Raw genomic sequence first — 22,086 nt, 5'->3', positions numbered from 1 at the left:
CGATCGCAGGGCCGGACCGACAACGAAGGAACGACAAACCATGAACGCCAAGCAGATCCGGATCACCGCCGCCGCCCTCGCCGCCGCCGGGCTCACCCTGTTCGTCAGCGCCTGCGGCGACGATTCCGCCGACTCCGCCCAGCCGACCTCGGCGCGGACCTCCGCCGCGGCTCCCGCGAGCCCCGCTCCGGGCGGCAAGTCGGCCGCCCTGGTCGGCGGCAAGGCCCTCGACGGGAAATTCGAGACCACCTGTGTCTCGCAGGGCGGTGTGCTCGCCCTCGCGCTGACCGACACCGACAACCCCACCTACGGGCAGCTCAGCGTCAGCGCCACCGTCACCGGCGACGGCACCGTGCAGGCCGTCGGCATCGCGGGCAGCAAGGGCGGCTCGTCGGGCATGCCCTACGCCGTCGGCTACGGCAACGGGCAGCCCGGCGGCTCGGCCAAGTCCGTCAAGGACGGCAACACCTACAAGGTCACCGGCGAGGGCGTCGCGGCCCCCGACATGACCAACCCGATGGCCGGCCCGGCCACCGCCACCTTCGACATCACCTTCGCCTGCGCGTCCATCGTCAACGGCTGACCCGGTAAGGAATCCATCATGCGTACGACAGTGCGGGCCGTCGCTCTCGGATTCGCCGTTCTCGCGACCGGCATCTACCTGTGGCACGGCCTGACCTACGAGACCGGCAGTCCGTGGGAGCCCGGCTTCGTCGCTTGGCTGAACGGCCTGCTGGCGCTGCCGATCATCGCCGGCACGGGCGCGGTGCTGGCCTTCGCGTTCACCGGCGACGGCGTGCTGTCGGCGCTCACCGGCCGCAACAGTGCCGAGTTCCGGGACGGGCTGGTCGGCATCGGCACCGTCAAGTCCTTCCGCCAGACCGGGCTCACCGTCAACGACCAGCCCCAGATCCGCATCGAGTTCGGCGTCGAGGGCGTCGGCGGCGAGGTCTTCGACTCGGTCGCGAAGGCGATCGTGCCGCTGACCGAACTGGCGTTGCTGCGGCCCGGCGTCGTGCTCCCGGTGCGCTATCGGCCCGGCCGCACCGACAAGGTGGAACTGGACCTGTCCGGGGACGCCGTGCAGGCGCAGCGGGCGATGAACGAGGCCATGCTGCGCAAGGGCTTCACCACGAAGGCCAAGCTCGACATCGCCGCCCGCGGCGTCGCCGCCCAAGCCGTGGTGCAGTCGCTGTCGGTGCCCGGCGAGATCCGCGACGGCCACTCCAAGGTCGAACTCCGGCTCGCCGTCACCCGGCCCGACGGCAGCACCTTCACCACCCGCGCCGAGAAGTTCCTGCCGCCGACGAGTGTGACCAACGTTCAGGTCGGCCGGATCGTGCAGGTGCACTATCTCCCGGAGAACGAGCAGGAGGTGGTGCTCGCCATCCCGCTCAACGCCTGACCGGCAGCCGAATATCCCGGAGTCCTTGCGACACCGGGATATTCGCGTGCCGGTGACCGGTCAGCGGCGGCGGGACGGGCGGGTGGGGGCCGGGTGGGCCAAGCGGCCGTCGTCGGCTTGCGCGCCGGCCTGTTTCAGCCGCCGCAGTACCGGCGACAGTTCGAAACTGTGCACGCCGTCGAGGGCCGCCATACGAGTGGTGACGTAGCGGTACAGGTCGTCGGCGTTGCGGCAGGAGAGCACGGCGCACAGGTTGAAGGGGCCGGTGATGGCGGCGGCGTAACCGGTTTCGGGCTGGGCCGCGACGGCCTCCCCGACGCTGTCCAGACGCGCGGGCGTGACACCGAGCCACAGGAAGGCGATCAGCGCGGCGCCCGGCGCGGCGGGGGCGATGTCCAGGTCGAAATACAGGATGCCGCCCGACTCCAGCGCCGCGATGCGCCGGGTGACGCGGCCGATCGACATACCGGTCGCGCGGGCCAGCGCCGAATAGCCGGTGCGGCCGTCGCGCGCCAGCAGGTCCAGCAGGGCGAAGTCCGCCTCGCGCAGGCGGGGATCGTCGTCGGAGCCGTCCGCCGCCGCGGGCGCCGGTGCGGCCGTCGCGTGGCGCCGCCCCCGCCAGTCCTTGACGTCGCGGCCGACGAACCGGTGCAGGATCATCGAGGCGGCGATGTCGTGCACCGGAGCGCTGCGCTGCAAACGCTGCACCAGCAGATCGTCCCGATCCCGGCCGCTGCGCGGATGCAGCGAGAAGATCACCTCCGCGCCCGCGGCGGCAATGCTGACCCAGGCGGCGTCGTGGCGTTTCGCCAGCGCCTCGGCGACCTGCTGGGCACCGTCCGGGCGGCATCGCACCCGCACGATCCAGTCGTTCTCGCCGAGCGCGGGCGAGTCCACCGCGCCGATCACGCGCACCACCCCGTCGCGGCGCAACCGCCGGTACCGGCGCGCCACCGTCTGCTCGGCGACACCGAGATCGGCCGCGACCCCGCTGAACGGACGCCGCGGATCCAGTTGCAACGCGTGCACGATTTGCCTGTCCAGCGCGTCCAGGGTGGACAAGTTGTGCATCGGATCGTCCCGCATGGGAGGAAATGTACGCCGAATGGCCGCGAAAGCGAGGGAAACAGGTCCGGCTCCGGATACTCGACGTCCCATCGAAGACATCGAAATATCCGGAAGGACAACGGCTTTGCGAAAATGGCTACCACTCACGACGGTGTGCCTGGGCACCTTCGTGCTCCTCATCGACGTCACCATCGTGAACGTCGCGCTCCCCGACATGCAGCGCGACCTGGGCGCGTCGTTCGCCGCGCTGCAGTGGGTCGTGGACGGCTACGCGCTGGCCATGGCCGCGCTGATGCTCGGCGCCGGAACCGTCGCCGACCTGATCGGACACCGCCGCACCTACCTCGCCGGACTGGCCCTGTTCTCGGCCGCCTCGCTGGTGTGCGGGATCGCGGCGAATCCGGCGCTGCTCATCGCCGCCCGAGTGGTCCAGGGCATCGGGGCGGCCGCCATGTCCTGCACCACTTTCGCGCTGCTCAACGGTTCCTACTCGGGCCGCGACCGGGCCGCCGCGTACGGGTTGTGGGGCGCGGTCGCGGGCGCGTCGTCGGCGGTGGGACCGATCGTGGGCGGCGTCCTCACCGACCTCGCGTCGTGGCGGTGGATCTTCTTCGTGAATCTGCCGGTCGGCGCGGTCGCGATCGCGTTGTGCGCGTGGGTGTTCGACAACGATCGGGCGCCGCGGCGCGGGCGGATCGATGCGGCGGGCATCGCGACCTTCACCGGCGCGGTCGCCGCACTCACCTACGCACTCGTCCGTGCCGGTGAGCGCGGGTGGTCGGACGCGGGCACGCGCGGGATGCTGGTGGCCGCGGTGGTCGGGCTGACCGCCTTCGTCGCCGTCGAACGCCGTGCGCCCCACGCGATGTTCGACCTCGGGCTGCTGCGTGATCGCTCGTTCACCGGCGTGCTGCTCGCCGGGGGCGCGCTGTTCTTCGCCGCGTTCGGCGCACTGATGTACACCCAGATCTGGATGCAGTCGGTACTCGGGATGAGCGCGATCCAGGCCGGGCTGGTCGGACTTCCCTTGTCCGCCATGGCATTCGTGGTCTCCGGCGCGATCGGTCGGTTCCTGCACGGCCCGAACGCCGGGCGGGTCATCGGCGGCGGATTGCTCGTCATCGGCGTCGGGGGACTGGCCGGGGCGCTGCTGATGCACGACGATTCCGGTTGGCTCGCACTGGTTCCCGGCTTCTTGGCGATCGGTCTGGGTGTGGGGCTGGCGACCGCGACGCTGGGATCGGCCGCGACCGCGGCGGTCTCGTGGGAGCGTGCCGGAATGGCAACGGGCGCCTTGAATACCGCGCAGCAGCTCGGCTTCACCATCGCCGTCGCCACGCTCGGCAGCGCCTTCACCGGACGAGCCGCGGCGGTGCTGGCCGAACACCGGGTGCCGGACACGGACGCCACCGCGCGGGGCGTCGCGGGCAGGCAGGCGCCCGTCCTGCTGGCGCACGCGCCGGGGCTGCACGATGCCGTGCGAGCCGGTGCGGCGGCAGGGGTACAGGGCGTGCTCGCGGTCGGCGGGCTGGTCGGTGTGCTCGGTGCGGCTGCGGCGTTCGTACTGATGCGGTCGCGGGGCGGCGAACGGTCAGAACCGGACGCGCTCGAGCCAGGCGGTGAGTACCGCGAGGTCGCCGGAGGTGTCCAGACCCGCAGTGCCGGCGGGGATTCGGCGCAGGAGTAGGAGGAAGAGGTCCGTGGCGGTGCCCCGGAGGGTGAGTGTGGCCGGGGCACCGCTGTCGGTGAATGTGATGCGGTCCCCGGATCGGTGGATCGTCCAGGTGTCGTCGGTGTCGTGAGCTTGCAGTCGCAGACTCGTGCCCTCGTCGAGGGCGGTCCCGAGATGCGGGACCCACGCGACGACGCCGAGGAATTCGGAGAGACCGTCGGCGGCCAGCGCCGGGGCGAGGACGAATTCGCGGCCGAGGGCGAGCGTGGCGTCCGCGCGGTGCACGGTCGCCTCGTGCAGGAGTCGGCGCACCCACCAGGCCGCCGGGCGTACGGTGCCGGTCGTGGTCCAGACCGGGGTGTCGTCCCCCGTGGTCGCGAGGTTGTCGAGCATCGCGCGGGCGCCGCCGCGCAGCCAGCGGGCGGCCTCGTCCGGGTCGTGCGGGCGGCGGATGCCGGGCACCTCGCGGATGTCGATCGGCGCGGTGGTCCGGGCGGCGATGGTCGCCGCGGCCCACCGGGTAGCGCGGCCGACGTGGGCGACGAGGTTCGCCAGGGTCCAGTCCGGGCAGGTCGGAACGGGCGTCGCCGGGTCGGCGGACAGGTACAGGTCGGCGAGGAGATCGGTCTCGCTCAGCAGCGCGTCGCGACGAGCCGCCGTATCCAGGACAGTCACGGATTCGACGCTAGCGCAACATGTTTCGCGCGTGGCGGTAATTCACTGTCCGGTGGTGCGCAGGAATTCGAGTAGTTCACCGAGGGCGCGGCGGGCTTCCGGGATGTCCTTCATGATCCAGTTGTGGAACATGCCGGGGTATTCGCGCAGGTCGACCGGGACGCCCGCCGCCTGGCCGAGGTCCGCGACGCGGCGCGCGTCGGGGAGCAGGATGTCGCGGTGACCGATGAAGACCATGATCGGGGCGAGGCCGCTGAGGTCGGCGAACGCGGGGCTGATGTGCGGATCGTCCAGCGCCAGCCCGGCCGCGTACCAGCGGCCCGCCTGCTGCAGCCCCGTGACCCCGAGTTCGGGATCGCGGTCGTCCAGCGCCAGCGAGAGCGGATCGTCCGTGGCGAGATCGATCCACGGTGAGAACAATGCCAGGGCGCGCGGTTGCGGCTGCCCGCGTTCGCGGAGATGGCGGGCCAGCGTGAGCGCGAGAGTGCCACCGGCCGAATCGCCGAAGACGATCCGGTCGCCGGGCGCGACCTCGCCGACGGCCCGGGCGTAGGCCTGCTCGACCATCGGCACGATCGCCCGATGGTCGTGTTCGGGCGCGAGGGGATACATCGGCAAGGTGTAGGTGCAGCCGAGCCGGTCGACCATCCTGGCGGCGAAGCGCCAATGGTGTGCCTCGGGCGCCTCGACGAATCCGCCGCCGTGCATATGGAAGATGTGCCACGGCGACCGCGGCCCGCCGCGCGGCGTGATCGTGAACACGTCACGGCCGTCGACCACGGTACGGCTCACCTCGTGGGTGTCGGCCAGCCGCCGCGGCGGCCGGGACCGCTCCGGCGCCTGATGATGCGCCAGGTTCGCCCGCATGACGGCGGGGTCGGCGTAGAACCGCTTGTTCCGCTGCCACCGCATCCGCGCGATGGTCGCCCGCGCCCGCCATGACGTCATAGCCCCGCCTCTCCGACCGCGACACCCCGGTGAACAGGGCAAGGTTACTCGAGTTCGTAACGATCACCGCCGTTCCGGCCCCGCCGCGACGAGTTTCGGCCGCCGCGCCGGTCTTACCTGTCGAAGGCGTTCTCTGCGAGCGCACCGGTCCGATCGAGGAGTCACCGCGGATGAACCCGACTACCGTTCTCGTCCCGCCGTCGCTGGAGCGGGACCTGGCCGCCCTGCGGCAACCGCTGTTCGCCTACTGCTACCGGATGCTCGGGTCCGCGCTCGAGGCCGAGGACGCCGTACAGGAAACGATGATGCGGGCGTGGCGATCCGCGGGCGGCCTGGCCGACCCGGCCGGACTGCGGCCCTGGGTGTATCGCATCGCGACCAACGTCTGCATCGACGCGGCCGGGGAACGGCGACGACGCGCGCTGCCGATGGATCTGGTCGTGGCCGCCGACCCGCACGGCGGCCTGGGCCCGGCGCTGCCGGAATCGACCTGGCTGCAACCGTTTCCGACCGCCCCGGCCGACGATCCCTCGGAGCGGGCGATCTCGCGGGAGTCGGTGCGGCTGGCCTTCGTCGCCGCCCTCCAGCATCTGCTGCCACGCCAGCGCGCCGTGCTCATCCTGCGTGACGTGCTGTGCTGGCGGGCGGCCGAGGTCGCCGATCTACTCGACACCAGCGTGGACGCGGTCAACAGCATGTTGCGCCGCGCCCGCTCGGCCCTCGCGGCGGCGCCGGCGGACCCCGGTGCGGCCGAACCGGTCGACACGGGGCTGCTCGAACGCTACGTCACGGCCTTCGAGCGCTTCGACATCGACGGCATCGTCTCGCTGCTGCGGCACGACGCCGTGATCGACATGCCGCCGGTGGCGTTCTGGCTGTCCGGCCGGGAAGCGTTCCGGCGCTGGCTGATCGAATCCGACCTCGGTTGCCGGGGCAAGCGGCTGGTGCCGATCGAGGCCAACGGCTGCCCGGCGGTGGCCGTGTACCGGGACCACGGCGGCCGCTTCGAGGCCGTGGGCATCCAGGTGCTGGAATGCGCGGGCGGCGAGATCGTGGCGCTGCACGCCTTCCTGCAGCCGGAGCTGTTCCCGGTGTTCGGACTGCCCGCCACGCTCGGCTGACGACGGCCGCGACGAGTTTCCGGCACGCGGCCGGTTGTGGAAGGTATGGTCGACGAAATTCTTCTACCGCCTCCGGTCTCCGAGCGGCGGACGCTACACCCCGGGGCGATTCTCGCGCTGATGTGCGGCGCCCAGTTCATCATCACCCTCGACATCGCCATCGTGAACGTGGCCCTGCCCGCCATCCAGATCGATCTCGGGCTGGCGCCCGGCGACCTGCAATGGGTGGTGATCACCTACGTCCTGCTGCTGGGCGGTCTGCTGCTGCTCGGCGGGCGCGCGAGTGACCTGCTCGGCCGCCGCCGGATGCTGCTGGCGGGCTTGTCGCTGTTCGCGGTCGCCTCGCTCACCGCCGGCATCTCGGCGTCGTTCGCGCAGCTGGTGGCGTCGCGGGCGATGCAGGGCGTCGGCGCGGCGCTGGCCGCTCCGGCCGCGCTCGCGGTGCTCGTCGCGACGTTCTCGGAGGGCACCGCGCGGACCAAGGCGCTCGGCGTGTTCGGCGCGGCCGGTGGCAGCGCGGCCTCCGTCGGCGTCGTGGTCAGTGGCGCGCTGACCGCCGGGCCCGGCTGGCAGTGGGTCTTCTTCATCAACGTGCCCATCGTCGCGGCGATGGTGGCGCTGATCGCGAAATACGTTCCCACCGACCGCGGTATCCATCGCGGGCCGTTCGACGCCGCCGGTGCGGTGACGGTGACCGCCGGGCTCGCCGCGGTGGTCTACGCCATCAACAAGAGCGTCGAGCACGGGTGGACGTCGGCGGTGACGCTCGGCTTCCTCGCGGCCGGCGTCGTTCTCCTGGCGGTGTTCGTCGTCGTGGAGCACCGGACGGCGGAGCCGCTGGTGCCGCTGTCGATGTTCCGTCGGCCGACCCTGAACGCCGCGAATCTCGTTGCCGCACTGGTGTATGCGGCGTTCTTCGCGACGATCTTCCAGGCCTCGCTGCTCATGCAGCAGGTGCTCGGCTACTCGGCGCTGCGCACCGGCGTGGCATATCTCGCGATCGCGGCGACCGCGGTGGTGGTGGCGGCCGGGATCGCGCCGATCATCCTGTCGCGGCTCGGCGCCGGTTGGTCATTGGTTGTCGCGCAGGCGAGTTCGGCGGCCGGGCTGCTGTGGCTCGCCCGCGTGCCGGTGCACGCCGCTTACTGGCCGGACCTGTTCCCCGGATTCCTCGCCGTCGGCGCGGGCGTGGGCCTGTCACTGGTGTCGATCCAGGTCGCCGCGTTCGTCGGCATACCCGAAGAGGTCAGCGGATTGGCCGGCGGCATGGTGGAGACCGCCCGGGAGATCGGCGGCGCGCTGGGAACGGCCGTCGTCGCGGCGGTGGCGATCGCCGTGGCGCGCGGCGTGTCCGGCGGCGGGGCGGTGGCCCTGACCGAGGGCTTCCGGCGCGGCTCCCTGGTCGCCGCGGGCTTCAGCCTGGTGGCGGTCCTCGCCGCGGTCACCGTGGTCCGGCGGGCGGAACGTTCGACCCGCCGCGCGGCCGCCCTCGCCGCGGAGGTGCGGGTATGAGCGGCCTGCGCGACGCGGCGAAACACCTGCGGTCCCTGCATGTTCCGGGCCGGCCGTTGATTCTCGTGAACGCCTGGGACGTCGCGTCGGCCGACCGCGTCGTCGCCGCCGGCGGGCGAGCGGTGGGTACGTCGAGTGCCGCCGTCGCCGCCGCGCTCGGCCTGCCGGACGGCCCGGACACTCCGCTCGATCCGCTGTTCGCGACGGTGCGGCGCATAGCGCGCGCCGTCGATGTGCCGGTGACCGCGGACCTCCTCGACGGGTACGGCCGCGACGCGACGGAACTCGTCGACCGGCTGCTCACGGCGGGCGCGGTCGGCTGCAACCTCGAGGACTCCGACCACCGGACGCCCGGGACACTCGCCGAACCCGGCCTTGTCGCCGACCGGATCGCCGCGGTGCGCGCCGCGGCGACGGACGTGGGCGTCGACCTCGTGATCAACGCACGTATCGACGCCTACCTGCACAACGGCCCGGGCGCCACACCGGAGGTGATACGCCGAGCCCGGCAGTATCTGTCCGCCGGAGCGGATTGCGTCTACCCCCTCCGCTTGACCGCCCCCGACACGATCCGAGAACTGGCCACCGCCCTCGCCGCCCCCGTCAACGCCAACCTGACCCCACCCTTCGACGGCACCGCGGCGGCCGCCGCGGCCGGAGCCGCCCGGATCTCCTTGGGCCCCACCGGTTTCCACCGCGCCATGGCCACCTTCACCGACCTGGCCACCACTCTCTTGGGCGCACCTTGACCGGGCCGCCTGACGGGAGATTTATCGGTCGGAGGTTTGCAGGCGGACGAGGGCGTCGGTGACGGTGACTCGGAAGGGGCGGAGGAGGTCGGGGGCGGCGGCGGGGAAGGCGTTGGGGTGCGAGCCGTAAAGGGTGATCACGCCGACGACGTCCGATTCGGCGGTGACCGGCTGGCAGAACAGGGAGCGGGCGCCCAGGATCTGGACCTCGCGGCGGAAATCGTTGTCCCACTGGGTTTCCAGGGCCATGTCCGCGACCAGGATCGGCCGTCCGCCCGCGGCCGCGTCCCGGACCGGGCCGCCGAGATGAATGAGCTGGGTGTCCTCCAGCAGGTTCGCGCGGGAATTGGAGGCCGCGCCACCGGATTCCAGCTTGCCGGCTCCGACCGCCGCGATGCCGACCGCCGGGCGGCCCGGCAGGGCGGCGGAGATGGCCGCGGCGATTCGGCGGCAATCGGGTTCGCCGGTCGTCGCGATCGGGCGGGGAGCCCCGGATGTGGGCAGGAACATGGCTGGAGCGCTCCGTTCGTCTGGTGTGTCCGTGCTGGCCCGGCCCCGCGTCGATCGCGCCCCGCCCCATGACGACGCCGCGAATCCGGCTCTGATGAAGCATTGCCGTGCGCCTGTGAAACGAAACAACAGACCGTCCAACATGTTGCGGTACGACCCGCTGGACGCTATGCCCGCCGCGTAGCCGACGTGGCGGCGTCCCGTGGCCGTGTGGGGAGACGGTCGAGCACGGTCGTCCGTGCGCTCCCGGCCGCGTCGGTCCGCTCGAGATGCTCCGCCAGGAGCGGGCCGATGACCGCGACGACCTCGGAATTGGTCAGCTGGGCATGCGTGGCGGCCACGGGATGTTCGACCAGTTCCCCGGTGACGTAGGGCCGCCAGACATACGCGCCCAGCAGCTCCGTGATGCCCCGGGTCGCCGAAAAGTACAGCAGGTCACCGTCGTACACGCCGGGCCGGTAGCCGTGCGAGAGCGCGACTCCGGCAGCGTATCCGCGATGCAGTCGCTCGAGCTGCTCCGCGGACAGTCCCGTGCCGAAGGAGGCGCCCGCGCGGGCCAGCTCGGCGGCCGCCTCCGCCGCGGTGACGTCCGGGGCGGCGTCGGCGTCCTCGGGCTCGTCGCCGAGCAGGTGGGTCAGCAGATCGCGCATGCGCGGCACCGGCGGCGGTGCCGCGGTCGCGGGCACGACCACGCTGTCCAGCATCGCCAGCACGGCGACCGTCGCGCCGCGGGCCCGCAGCCGCACCGCGACGGCGTGCGCGATCTGCCCGCCGAGGGACCATCCGAGCAGGTGGTAGGTGCCCTCGGGCTGCACGCCGAGCATGGCGTCGATGTAGCTGTCGGCGAGGTCATCGATCCCGGCGGGGAGCTCGGACGCGGCCGTCAGCACGGGCGCCTGCAGTCCGTAGACCGGTCGGTCGGTCACGTAACGTGCCAGCCCGGCGTAACACCAGGCGAGCGGCACGGCGGAATGCACGCAGAACAGCGGTGGCCGAGTGCCGTTGCGGCGCAACGGGAGCAGGACACCGAGCGCGTCGTCACCGGCGGTGTCGTGGCCGGCCAGTCGTGCGGCGAGCAGCTCGACGGTCGGCGCGGTGTAGAGCCAGTGCAGGGCCATGGGCAGGCCCGTCGCCGCGGCCAGCTCGGCCGAAACCGTCACGCCCAGTACGGAATTCCCGCCGAGTTCGAAGAAGTCGTCGTCCCGGCCGACCTCCGACCGGTCCAGGGTGGCGGCGAAGCGGTCGGCGACCAGCTGTTCGAGCCGGGTCCGCGGCGGCCGAGGGGCGCGGGTGCGGGGGACGGGAGCGGGGAGTGCCGCGCGATCGACCTTCCCGTTGCCCGCCATGGGCAGTGCGTCGAGCGCGACCAGTGCCGAGGGAACCAAAGCGAAGGGCAGTTCGGCCCGCAGCCTTCGCAGCGTCGCGGCCGTGTCGATCCGCGCGCCGTCGGCGGGGACGACGTATCCCACCAGGCGCGCCCCGGGCCGCCCCGCGTCGATGAGCGTCACCACCGCGTACGCGATCTCGGGAGCGGCGAGCAGCGCGGCCTCGATCTCGGCCGGTTCGACACGGCGCCCGTGCAATTGGATCTGGCCGTCCATGCGGCCGAAGATCTCGAAGTCGCCGTCGGGTCCGGCGCACACCACGTCTCCGGTGCGGTAGAGCCGCCGACCGGCGGTAAATGGATCGGCGACGAATCGGGCGGCGGTTCCGGCCGGATTGCCGAGATAGCCGTGGGCCACGGCGGGGCCGCCCAGATACAGTTCGCCACGGCCGCCCTCGGGGACGAGCCGCAGCCGGGAGTCCAGCACCACGGCGAAGACACCGGGCAGCGGCCGCCCGATGGATACCGGCGCGTCGGCGGTCATGGCGGCGGTCTCGGTCGCCATGATGGTCGCCTCGGTCGGCCCGTAGCCGTTGTGCAGCCGCACACGAGAGGCCCACTGCCGCACCAGTTTCGCCGGGCAGGCCTCCCCGCCGATCGCGACGACCGCGAGCCCCGGAACCTGCTCGGGCGACAGCGTGGCGAGCACGGCGGGCGCGGTCTGCAGAACCGTGCAGCCGCTGTCGCGGATCAGCCGGGCCAGCGCGTCTCCCGCGACCACCTCCGGGGGAGCCACGACCAGCCGTGCACCCGCGGCGAACGCGGCCAGCAACTCGAGCAGATGCGCGTCGAACATAGCGGTATGCGAGTGCAGCAGTACCGAATCCGGCCCCAGCCCGTAGTGCTCGACGAGATAATCCGTCAGCGGCCCGAGACCACGATGGGCAACCACAACCCCTTTCGGACTCCCGGTCGTACCGGAGGTATAGATCACGTACGCCGGATGCCCCACCCGCACCGTGCCCGGCAGTTCCGCTGCGGCAATCGGATTCGCGGCATACCGCCCGACAGCCGTCACAGTCACGGGATCATCGAGCACGAGCCAGTCGACGTCGCCCAGCCCGGCATCTCGGCCAGCGTGAGCGGGGACCCTGCTGGTGGGGGAAGCGTCCGGCGTGGCAACCGCGCTGGTGTCGGACTGGAGGGTAGGCCGCGCCGAGGCGACCGTAATGCCCAGGCGGGCATCACAATCGGCGAGTACCGCGGCGATTCGGGACGGCGGGTCGGCCGGGTCGAGGGGGACGTAGCAGGCGCCGGTCTTGGCGACCGCCCACAGGGCGAGCACCGATTCGAGTGAGCGCGGGACGGCGACGGCGACGTACCGGTCGGGTCCCGCGCCGCGGGCGAGCAGGGCGCGCGCCCAGCGCGAGGACGCGTCGTCGATCTCCCGGTAGGTCATGGCGCGGTCGCCGTCGCACACGGCCACCGCGTCCGGCGCCAGGTCCGCGCGGAGCAACTCGCGCAGCAGGCGTTCCGGGCCGGGCGGGGATACCCGCGGCGGCACGGTCGGCGGGCCGGTTTCAGTTGCCGGGCTGTCGGTTCCGGCGGCGAGGAAATGACGGAAGAAGTCCAGGAACAGGCGGTGGTGCCGGACCACGTCCGCGCGGCGGTAGCGTGCCGCATTCGCCTGGAAGTCGATGCTCACCGACCGTTCGTCCGGCCCGGCCTGGTAACCGTTGATCTGCAGGTCGGGCACCGGGCCCAGCGCCAGCAGCCGCGCCTGCCCGGCGACCGGGCCCAGCCGCAGCGGTTCCACGAAGCCGAGGACGTTGAGAACGGGCCCGAACCCGCCGAGTACCGCCTCGTGCCCGTCCTGCATGTCCTCGTGCCGGTACCGCTGATGCCGCAGCGCCCCGATCACCTTCGCCCGCACCTGCGCGATCACCTCGCCGACGGTGGCCACCTCGAGACCGGTCAACCGCAGCGGGACCACATTCGACATGGCGCCCGCCGACCGCCGCAACGCCACGGTCGCCCGCGCGGGCACGGGCATCGTGAGCGTGACCTCGGATCGCCCCGTCATGCGCGCGAGATGCCCGGCGAAGGCCGCGATGACCAGTTCCGGAAAGGTCGCCCCATGCCGCGCCTGGGCGTCGGCGAGCAATCCGGCCGCCGCCTCGTCGAGCGTTCCGGCCACATGGTGCGGCGTCCCCGACGGCGGGGCCGGACGCCCGGCCAGACAGGTGGGTCCGTCGAATCCGGCCAGCTGAGCCCGCCAGTATTCACCGTCGGCTCGCGCCCGCGGTGAATCCCGGTATGCCCGTTCGTCTTCCAGGATCTCCGCCACCGACAGCGCCCCGGCCTCCGGCGTCTCGGCGCCGGATTCGACCTGCGCGCGGTAGAGCTGCGCGGTCCGGCGCAGCACGGCGGCCGCGCCGACACCGTCGAGCACGATGTGATGGCTGCGCAGATACAGCAGATGCCGCGTCGGCGTCACCGCGAAGACGATCGCCACGGTCAGGATGTCGGTGAGCGGGTCGAGGGGCGTGCCGTGGTCGCGTGCCATGCGGTCCAGCGCCGCGGTGAGGGGATCCTCCTCGTCGGTGAGATCGACCGTCTCCAGCGGCAGCGGCGTGGCGGCATCGACGTATTGGCGCGGATAACCGTCGACCAGGCAGAACCGCAGGTGCGGCGACTCGAGTTCGCGCGCGGCCCGGCGCGCGCATCCGGCCAGCGACCCGAGTTCCAGCGGACCCTCGAGATCCAGATACAGCGCCACGGTGACCGGCACGTCCGGATACAGCTGCTGTGCCAGCCACCACGACCACTGTGCCCGCGACAGCGGATACGCCGATTCGGCGCCGGGCTCCGGCCGTACCGTCAACACGCCTCCCTCGGGACCAGATCACCGTTGGCGAACGTTCCCGAGCAAACTTACGGCATACGCTGCGAACCTTCGGTGATCTGCGACCCCGCGGGGGCATCGGGTCGGGCCGGGTGACCGCCATGGTCACCCGGCCCGCGGGTCTCAGCCGGCCAGTCGCGCCTCGATGGCCGCGATGATCTGCGGCCGCAGCTCGGCCGCCGGGATGACCGCGTCCACCGAACCGACGTCGACGGCGCGCTGGATGTTGTGCACGCGGTCGAACTCGGCCGCGACATCGCCCAGCTTCTCGGCGCGCACCGAGGTGCGGACCTCGTCCAGTTCCGCGGCGAGGGCCGCCCGCTCGGTGCCGGTGGCGTTGGCCGCCCGCGTCTGCAAATCCTGCACCCGCGCGTCGGCCGCCGTGCGCGTGTTGACCTCACCGGAGAACACCGCCGCCGCCGCCGGAGCGCCGCCGAGCACCGACGCGAACGAGCCTTCCAGCGCGAGGACGGTCATGTTCGGGTTCAGCGCCTTCGAGAACACCACGAACGCGCCGCCGTGGTACCGCGAGATCACGCAGAACACGATGGGGCCCTCGAAATTCACGATGGCGCGGCCGATCTCGGCGCCGTACTCCAGCTGCAGCTTGCGCATCGACTCCGGCGACCCGTCGAAGCCCGACAGGTTCGCCAGCACCACCAGCGGCCGGTTGCCGCTGGCCGCGTTGATCGCCCGCGCCGCCTTCTTCGACGACCGCGGGAACAGGGTGCCCGCGGTGTAGGTGTCCGGGCCGTCGGTGGACGGGAAGCCGCGCCGCGGGATGCTCTGCGACTCGATGCCCAGCAAGCACACCGGGATACCGCCCAGATGCGCGTCCTGCACCACCGCGGTCTCCGCGTCGGCCATGCCCGCCCAGCGCTCCAGCACCGGGTGGTCCTGGTCGGACAGCGCCCGCATCACCGTGCGAATGTCGAAGGGCTTCTTGCGATCCGGGTTGGCCGCGGAGAAGATCTCGCCGACGGTGGCGAAATCGCTGCCGGCCAGCACGTGCGGGAAATCGGAGACGTCGCGGTCGACCGGGTCGGCTGTCCGCGAACGCCGCGGCGCCTGCTCGCCGGGGGCGATGTAGGTGTGGTCGTAGTGCGACATCAGGATGTCCCGCGCCGCGGTCAGGTTCGGCGCCCAGTACTGCGCCTGCCCGTTCGGGCCCATCACGCGGTCGTAGCCGCCGATACCGAAGTTGTCCTCGGCCGACACACCGCCGGAGAAGTCCAGCGCCTGCTTGCCGGTGAGCACCATGGCCGAGTCGGGCGTCATAACCAGGATGCCCTTGGTGTGCATGAGCATGGTGGCCTCGGCGTTCCAGTACGGCTGCGCCCCGACGTTGATGCCCGCGACGACGATGTTGATCTCGCCGCCGTCCTGGGTGAACTCGACGATCCGCTTGAGCGCGGCGGCCACCCAGTCCATGTTCTCGGTGCCGGACTTCATCGAGATCCGGGCGCCGGAGGACAGCGCGTACCACTCCAGCGGAACCTGTTCGCGCTCGGCCAGATCCAGCGCGGCGATCACCCGGCGGCACTCGGGTTCGGACAGTGCGCCCAGCGACTTGGTCGGGTCACCGAGCAGCACTACGCGGGTGACGCCCTCGGGATACTGTTCGGTCGCCGTGGTCACCATGCCCGCGACGATCGCCGCGGTGTTGTGGCCCTTGGGCCGGTCCACCGGCACCAGGGTGTGGTCCGCGTCGAGGTCGTACTCGGTGAACTCGCCGAGCAGGCCGGTCAGCTCGTAGGGGTACACGGTGTTGCGGCTGCCCGCGCGCAGCACCTTCTGCCGGTACTCGTCGAGCGGCTCGACCGGCTCGTCGGTGCGCTTGCCGATGGTCACCGAGGTGCCGCCGGTGGCGTCGAAGGCGATGCGCACGGCGACCTTCACCAGCTCACCCGTCTTCGGGTCGCGCTGCCGGGCGATGAGCAGGATCTCCTCCAGCCCGGCGCCCGCCGTCGTCGGCGCCACGCGGTCCACGATCGTCTCGAACTCGGCGGGGATGAGGTCGATCGGCGGCCAGATGTACATCACGATGCGGTTGGTCTGGAACCGCTTGGCCGACGGCCGCAGCGACTGCGCCCGGCGGATCGAGTCGATGCAGGCGGCGACGGTGCTCTCGGCGGTCGGCAGCGCGAGCAGCCGGCCGTCGTGCTCGCGCAGTGCGGTCAGGTCCCGCACCTGGGCGAACGCGACGAGCCGCTCGTCGGCCGGATTCTCCTTGGCGATGCACCGGAACAGGTACACCTCCTCGTCCGAGGACGGCAGCCGGGTGACGTCGAACTTGCGCAGCCGCTCCATCTGCATCCGCTGCGCGATGTACGGGTGCAGGCCGCGGATCAGCCGCTCCTCGGCCATGCCGGTGGCGGACGGGCGGAAGGTGAAGTGGTGGTGCATCACCGCGCCGCCGCTGCCCGCGACGGTGGCGGTGATCCGGTGCACCTGGTTCGGCAGCGTCTGCGTGCCGAGCACCTCGTGCAGCTCCGACGCCATGGCGTCGAAGTCCTCCGGCTGCTTCTCCCAGGCCAGGTAGATGTCGGCCTCGATGGAGGCGGCGCCGCCGGCCAGCTCGGCCAGCCCGCGCAGCGCGGTGCCGAGCGCGTCGAAGCGCACGGCCGCCGAGACCAGGCTCACGCCACGGCGTTCGGCGATGACGAAGCTGCAGCCGCCCGCCTCCCGGGCGCGCACGTCGGTGAGCCCCTTGTTGCCGTAGTACCGCCGGGTCAGCACCTCCAGCATCACCGTGTTGTCGGCGCTGCCGCGCACCAGCCGCTGGCCGAGCAGCCGCACCAGCGGCTCGGTGCTGCGCACCATCTCGGCGACGCGGTCGGTGCGGTCGGCGGCGTCCGGGTGAGTGTCCAAGTGCCGCAGGTGCTTTCGCACGGTGGTGTAGACCCGGGCGCGGTTGCGCCGCAGCAGCGGCTGGCCGAACCAGGCGTACACCACGCCGCGGGTGAGATCGGCGATCACGGGGAACCGCACCTGGGTCGCCGCCACCAGCCGCTCCAGCGCCAGGCCGACGGGCTCGCGCAGGGCGCGGTCCGGCAGCGGCTCGCGCAGCCACTCGCGCAGCAGCGTCGTGACCACCGTGACGGTGTCGGACGGCCGCTGCTGGGCGAGGAAGATGCGGAACACCGCGGCCTCGAGGTCCGGGGTGCGGTCCAGTTCGGTGACGCCGTAGTGCTCGAGCGCCTTGGCCAGCTTGCCCTGGTACGACTCCGACAGCCCGGCCCGCTCCACGTCGAGGCTCTGCAGGTAGGTGTGGAAGTACTCGCGGGCGCTGTGCACGTGGCCGCGGCCGCCGTCGTCCTCCCACGAGCGGTTGTGGCTCAGCTCGGCGAGATCGGCGAAGACCTGCAGCAGTTCGAGTTCCTCGGCCAGCGGCCGCCGGTTGTCGGCGATGGCCGCCCGGCGCGCGGTGAGGTAGTCGTCGAGCACGCGGCGTTCGTCGTGCGGGTCGACGTCGAATCCGAGCAGCAGGCTGCGCAGATCCTGCAGCCCGCGAGTCAGCCGCACGTGCGACTGCACCTGGGCCTGCTCCCCGGGCAGGTCGAGTTCCACCGTCTCGACCGGGGCGGCGGCCGCCTCCTCGGTGTCGTCGGTGATCGGCTCCAGGCGCAGCAGCGGCGCGCCCGTCTCCACCTGGGTGCCGACCGAGACGCCGCATTCCTTGAGCCGGGCCCGGAACGGCGCGCGCAGCACCGTTTCCATCTTCATGCTCTCCAGCACCAGGACCGGCGCGCCGGCCTCGACCTCGGCGCCCACATCCAGCGGCGTGGCGACGACCAGCGCGGGGGCGGGGGAGCGGACCACGCCGCCCTCGTCCCGGCTGATCCGATGCGTCACGCCGTCGACGTCGACGACGTGGATCGGGCCGTGCGTGCCCGTGGTCAGCCGGTACCGCAGGCCGTTGACCACGATCTGCCCCGTGTGGCGGTCGAACCGCTCCAGGTCGACATCGGCGGTGCGCAGGTCGGCGCCCGCCTCGATGCCGATGCGGAACCGGTGCGCGCCGATGCGGGCGACCCGCACCCGGTAACCGACGCCGCGCAGCTTCAGATCCAGCGGCCGGCCGCTCTCGTGCTGTACCTGCGGACGCCCGCCGGACGCCGTGGACAGCAGCCGCTGCCGCTCGACGTGCTCTTCCTCCTCGTAGGCGTCGATGGCCGCGGCGGCCAGCGCGATCGCCGAATTGCGGTGCGAGACAAGGCGACCCTCGGCGCGCACGCGGTCGATCCAGCCCGTGTCCGCACTGGCGTCGATGACCTCGGACTGGTTGAGCAGGTCGAGGACGAAGCTCTTGTTCGTCGCGCCGCCCTCGATGACCACCCGGGTCTGGGCCACCGCCCGGCGCAGGCGGCCCAGCGCCTGGTCCCGGTCGCGGCCGTAGGCGATGATCTTGGCGATCATCGAGTCGAAGTCGGCGGGGATGGTGTCGCCCTCGCTGACGCCCGTGTCGATGCGGATACCCGGACCGGCGGGCAGATCCAGCCGCGCGATGCGGCCGGGCGCCGGCGCGAAATCGCGATCGGGGTCCTCGGCGTTGAGCCGGGCCTCGATGGCGTGCCCGCGCTCCACCGGCGGCTCACCCTCCAGCCGGCCGCCCGAGGCCACGTGCAGCTGCGCCCGGACCAGGTCGAAACCGGTGGTGCACTCCGTGATCGGGTGCTCGACCTGCAGTCGCGTGTTGACCTCGAGGAAGGCGAACAACTCGTCACCGGGGTGGTAAAGGAACTCGACCGTCGCCGCGCCGCGATAACCGACCGCGACCGCCAGCCGCTCCGCCGACGCCTTGAGTTCGCCGGCCTGCTCGGGCCGCAGCACGGGCGAGGCCGATTCCTCGATGATCTTCTGATTGCGCCGCTGCACCGAGCAGTCGCGGACGCCGAGCGCCCACGCGGTGCCCTGGCCGTCGGCGATCACCTGGACCTCGACGTGCCGGGCGCCGGTCACCAGCCGCTCCAGGAAGACCACGCCGCTGCCGAACGCGCGCGCGGCCTCCTGACGGGTGCGCTCGTAGGCGTCGACCAGCTCGTCGGCGTTGGTGACCACGCGGATACCGCGCCCGCCGCCGCCCGCGGTCGCCTTGAGCATCAGCGGATAGCCGATCTCGGCCGCGGCCGCCAGCGCCGCCTCGACGGTCTCGACCGCGCCGCGGCTCCACGGCGCGACCGGCACGCCGACCTCCTCGGCGAGCAGCTTCGCGCCGATCTTGTCGCCGAGCTTGCGCATGGCCTCCGGGTCGGGGCCGATGAAGGTGATGCCGATCTGCTCGCAGAGTTCGGCGAACGCCGGATCCTCCGCGACGAAACCCCAACCGACCCAGGCGGCGTCGGCCTCCGTGGTCACCAGAGCCTGCTCGAGCGCCTTGAGATCCAGATACGGGCGGGCGGACGCCGGACCGAGGTCGTAGGCGATGTCGGCCTCCCGCACGAACGTCGCGTTCCGATCGACATCGGTGTGCAGGGCGACGGTTTCGATCCGTTGCCCGGTCTCCGCGGCCAGATCTCGGACGGCGTGGATGAGGCGCATGGCAGCCTCTCCCCGGTTCACGACGGCGATGCGGCTGAACACTCGCCAGCTCCTTTCACTTCTTTGCTAGGGCCCGGTCGGGCGCGGGGTTACGACTGCCGGTCCCGCGTAGTCTGCACCTATATCACGCCCAGGTACACAGCGTGGGCGGGTTACTCATGCGTAGTGCGGATTACGGCGGCGCGAAGTGTCAGTCCGCCTTCCGTGCGGTGATGCGAATTCCGGGTTCCCCCTCGATGCGTTCGACCGTCGCGCCGGTGAGCGCGAGGTCCTCGACCAGGCGACGGCCGTCGTCGAGATCGATGCCGTAGCCCGCGATGTAGGTGCGGAAGAACGGCAGGCAGAGCCGGGGCACCGGCTGCGGCAGCCGCCAGCGGTCGACGAAGGTTTGCGCGTCCTCGAACGTGCAGCCGCGGTCGGCCTCGATGATCACCAGCAGCCCGCCGGGCCGCAGCACGCGGATCATCTCCGCCAGGCCTCGGCGCTGATCGGGCCAGTGCTTGATGGAGCCGGAGCTGACGACGGCGTCGAAGGTGTCGTTCGGGAACGGCAGATCCATCGCCGAGCCCTCCCGGAACCGCACCCGATCGCCCAGCGGGGCGCCGCGTCTGCGGGCGCGCCGGACCTGCTGCGGCGACAGGTCGATGCCGGTCAGCCGCAGCCGCGCACCGGCGCTCGCCAGCCCGACGGCGAGTTGTCCACCGCCGCAACCGACATCGAGCACCTCGGCGTCGGGGCCGAGCAGCCCGGCGATGTCGTCGAACAGGGTGGGAGTCATCTCCCGGACCGCGTCGGAGATGAAGTTGTCGTAGAACCACGAGTCGATCGGGTTGTAGCGCTTCGTCTTGTCCAGCAGGACGGTCATGGCAGTCTCCTACACGCGGGTCGCGAACTTGATCTTGCGGGCCAGGGTGTGCGGCTGCTGCTGGGCGACGATCGCCTCCTGCACCCGCTCGCGGCTGGTGCGCACGATGTCCGCCGCCTTCCGCACCGCCACGTCGATGTCCATCACGGTCGGGATGTCGAGCATGTTCACGATCGCTTCCAGCCGCTCCTCGGGCGTGCCGCGCACGGTGACCACCGGCTGCCCGAGCTCGCTGATCGCGTGCAGCAGTTTTCGATCGGAGATCTGCCGGTACCGTTCGTCGACCGGGCGGTGCCCGTCGGGATCCATCGGAATCTCGACGGGCAGGTGGAAGAAGATGTCGTAGCCGTGCCGCGCCCGCTGGCGCGCCATGTCGCCGTAGGCGTTGAGATAGCGGCGATAGAAGGGCCGGCCGGGCAGGGTGAGGGTGTTCTTCAGGGCCTTGTGCCAGCGCGAGGAACCCGGGTTCGGCCCTGTGATCAGCCGGGTGACGCCGTAGATCCATTCGTTGAGCACGGACCCGTCGGCGACGAATCCGCCCTGCGCGTCCAGGATCGCCTCGGCCTGGATGCGCAGTTCCAGCCGACGGAAGCCGAGCGCCATGAGTTCGGTGGTGCTCAGATCCTGGAACCGCATCCCCGGATACAGTTCGGTGACTACTTCCCGCGCGGACGACGCGTCGACGCGCGGCACCCCGGTCAGCAGCGACAGCGCGGTCGAGGTGGTGGTCTTCCCGGTGGAGTAGGTCCCGGAGACGCAGATGCGTCGAAAATCGTTTCCCGGCATGGATATGCCTTTCGGTAGCTGTTGTCGCGTGGATTACGTGGGAAGCCGGTGCGCCAGGTCGTAGGTGACCGTGCACCCGGCGAAGTCCGACGCCCAGCTGGAGATGCGCCAGTCGCCGCCGCCGAAGGTGAGGATCATCGACCGCACCATGCGCGTGGACACCGTGCCCGGGGCGTAGCGGGCCGGGGGAGCGGTGGCGCGCGTGGCCATCCGCCGCATCCACAGGGTCTCGCTGTCCGCGCGGGCGATGTTGTCCAGCTCGTACAGCACCACCTGGGACAGCTGCGCCAGCAGCACCGTCGCGTCGACCAGCGAGATCGACGGCTGGTAGGCGTCGGCCACGCCCTCCCCGGCGGCGGCCGTATCCAGGTGTGCCAGTTCGTATTCGGCCGTCGCGCCGGTGCCGTCGGCGGTGACGACGACATTGCGCAGGTATTGGGCGCGGCGGTACACCGCGTCGTGGAAGAAGCCGCCGCCGCGCTCGGTGGCGGTGGCGCGTTCGAGGTCGCGCGGAGCCGCGGGCACCGGCAGCGCGACGGTCGCCTCCAGCGTCATGCCGTGGCCCAATTCGCCGGTGACCGTGAGGGTGTGGCCCTCGAACGAGGTGACCCGCGCGGTCACCGGGAACCGGTCCAGCGATTCGGTCGCGGCGGTCCCGCTGCTGAACCGGATGGACGGCAGCCACGCCGAGCGGATGTCGTGCGCGGACAGCCCGAAGAACTCGCGCAGCACCACGTCGAGCAGGCGGTGGCCGAAGATCGCGGCGTCGAGACTGCTCAGGTGCGGTTCCAGCACCCGGCTGCGCTTGCGCGACCAGTCGGCCGGATAGCGCACGCCCGCCGTGGCGGTCGCCCGCGGGCGACCCTGCTCGTCGTGGTCCAGGACGATGGCGTCCAGATGGTGGGTGAGGCGTTTGTAGCCCTCGCCGAAGAAACGTCCGGCGCGGTCGCCGAGCACCTCGTCGATGTCGGCGTAGGCGATCAGTTCGGTGGTCATGCGGTTCCT

General features: G+C 71.6%; 15 protein-coding genes. 6 read left to right on the top strand and 9 right to left on the bottom strand.

Annotated features, from left to right (window positions below; genetic code table 11):
- Window positions 1-40: 40 nt before the first annotated feature.
- Together QH470_RS08690 and QH470_RS08685 are read left to right on the top strand one after the other, a co-directional pair.
- The gene (locus tag QH470_RS08690; protein WP_280271763.1) at window positions 41-583 is read left to right on the top strand and encodes a lipoprotein LpqH; all 543 of its coding nucleotides are present in this window, start codon (window positions 41-43) and stop codon (window positions 581-583) included.
- A gap of 18 nt (window positions 584-601) precedes the next feature.
- Window positions 602-1,405 carry a hypothetical protein gene (locus tag QH470_RS08685; RefSeq protein ID WP_280271762.1) on the top strand — a complete coding sequence of 268 codons (804 nt, stop codon included), beginning with the start codon at window positions 602-604 and terminating at the stop codon, window positions 1,403-1,405.
- A gap of 60 nt (window positions 1,406-1,465) precedes the next feature.
- Here the strand turns inward: QH470_RS08685 and QH470_RS08680 are convergent, their stop codons facing one another.
- Entirely contained in the window at window positions 1,466-2,491 is a 1,026-nt protein-coding gene (locus QH470_RS08680; protein ID WP_280271761.1) for an Lrp/AsnC family transcriptional regulator, read from the bottom strand.
- Window positions 2,492-2,597: 106 nt separating this feature from the next.
- On the opposite strand from QH470_RS08680, the gene QH470_RS08675 reads away from it, so the two are divergent.
- On the top strand, window positions 2,598-4,160 hold the full coding sequence (locus QH470_RS08675) for an MFS transporter (protein ID WP_280271760.1): 1,563 nt from the start codon (window positions 2,598-2,600) through the stop codon (window positions 4,158-4,160).
- Here QH470_RS08675 and QH470_RS08670 read toward each other — a convergent pair.
- A complete protein-coding gene (locus tag QH470_RS08670; protein ID WP_280271759.1) occupies window positions 4,065-4,820 on the bottom strand; it encodes a maleylpyruvate isomerase family mycothiol-dependent enzyme in 756 nt (251 codons plus the stop codon). The two genes, QH470_RS08675 and QH470_RS08670, sit on opposite strands and share 96 nt — an antisense overlap.
- Window positions 4,821-4,862: 42 nt before the next feature.
- The gene (locus QH470_RS08665) at window positions 4,863-5,768 is read right to left on the bottom strand and encodes an alpha/beta hydrolase (RefSeq protein ID WP_280271758.1); all 906 of its coding nucleotides are present in this window, start codon (window positions 5,766-5,768) and stop codon (window positions 4,863-4,865) included.
- A 170-nt stretch (window positions 5,769-5,938) separates the two neighbouring features.
- Here QH470_RS08665 and QH470_RS08660 point away from each other — a divergent pair, with 170 nt between their 5' ends.
- From QH470_RS08660 to QH470_RS08650, 3 genes are read left to right on the top strand one after another with little or no spacing between them, the layout of a single operon-like run.
- Complete coding sequence (locus QH470_RS08660) at window positions 5,939-6,889, top strand: RNA polymerase subunit sigma-70 (protein WP_280271757.1); 951 nt, start codon at window positions 5,939-5,941, stop codon at window positions 6,887-6,889.
- 45 nt (window positions 6,890-6,934) lie between these two features.
- Window positions 6,935-8,401, top strand: a complete 1,467-nt coding sequence (locus tag QH470_RS08655; protein WP_280271756.1) for an MFS transporter — start codon at window positions 6,935-6,937, stop codon at window positions 8,399-8,401.
- Window positions 8,398-9,150 carry an isocitrate lyase/PEP mutase family protein gene (locus tag QH470_RS08650; protein WP_280271755.1) on the top strand — a complete coding sequence of 251 codons (753 nt, stop codon included), beginning with the start codon at window positions 8,398-8,400 and terminating at the stop codon, window positions 9,148-9,150. Before QH470_RS08655 ends, QH470_RS08650 begins: the two co-directional genes overlap by 4 nt.
- Before the next feature lie 21 nt (window positions 9,151-9,171).
- On the opposite strand, the gene QH470_RS08645 is transcribed toward QH470_RS08650, so the two are convergent.
- The 6 genes from QH470_RS08645 to QH470_RS08620 all read right to left on the bottom strand — a co-directional run bounded on the left by QH470_RS08645 (window position 9,172) and on the right by QH470_RS08620 (window position 22,077).
- The gene (locus tag QH470_RS08645; protein WP_280271754.1) at window positions 9,172-9,660 is read right to left on the bottom strand and encodes a GAF domain-containing protein; all 489 of its coding nucleotides are present in this window, start codon (window positions 9,658-9,660) and stop codon (window positions 9,172-9,174) included.
- A 167-nt stretch (window positions 9,661-9,827) separates the two neighbouring features.
- Complete coding sequence (locus tag QH470_RS08640) at window positions 9,828-13,871, bottom strand: amino acid adenylation domain-containing protein (RefSeq protein ID WP_425302636.1); 4,044 nt, start codon at window positions 13,869-13,871, stop codon at window positions 9,828-9,830.
- 141 nt (window positions 13,872-14,012) lie between these two features.
- Complete coding sequence (locus QH470_RS08635; protein WP_280271752.1) at window positions 14,013-19,472, bottom strand: ATP-binding protein; 5,460 nt, start codon at window positions 19,470-19,472, stop codon at window positions 14,013-14,015.
- A 148-nt stretch (window positions 19,473-19,620) separates the two neighbouring features.
- Window positions 19,621-20,295, bottom strand: a complete 675-nt coding sequence (locus QH470_RS08630; RefSeq protein WP_280271751.1) for a class I SAM-dependent methyltransferase — start codon at window positions 20,293-20,295, stop codon at window positions 19,621-19,623.
- Window positions 20,296-20,304: 9 nt separating this feature from the next.
- Window positions 20,305-21,081 (bottom strand): ATP/GTP-binding protein, encoded by a 777-nt coding sequence (locus tag QH470_RS08625; protein WP_280271750.1) that lies wholly within the window; start codon window positions 21,079-21,081, stop codon window positions 20,305-20,307.
- Window positions 21,082-21,114: 33 nt separating this feature from the next.
- Window positions 21,115-22,077, bottom strand: coding sequence for an AvrD family protein (locus QH470_RS08620; protein WP_280271749.1), 963 nt, complete (start codon window positions 22,075-22,077; stop codon window positions 21,115-21,117).
- Window positions 22,078-22,086 lie beyond the last annotated feature (9 nt).

This window comes from Nocardia wallacei (assembly GCF_029868745.1).
Taxonomy (GTDB): Bacteria; Actinomycetota; Actinomycetes; order Mycobacteriales; family Mycobacteriaceae; genus Nocardia; species Nocardia wallacei_B.
This window is presented reverse-complemented; position numbering and strand designations above follow the sequence as displayed.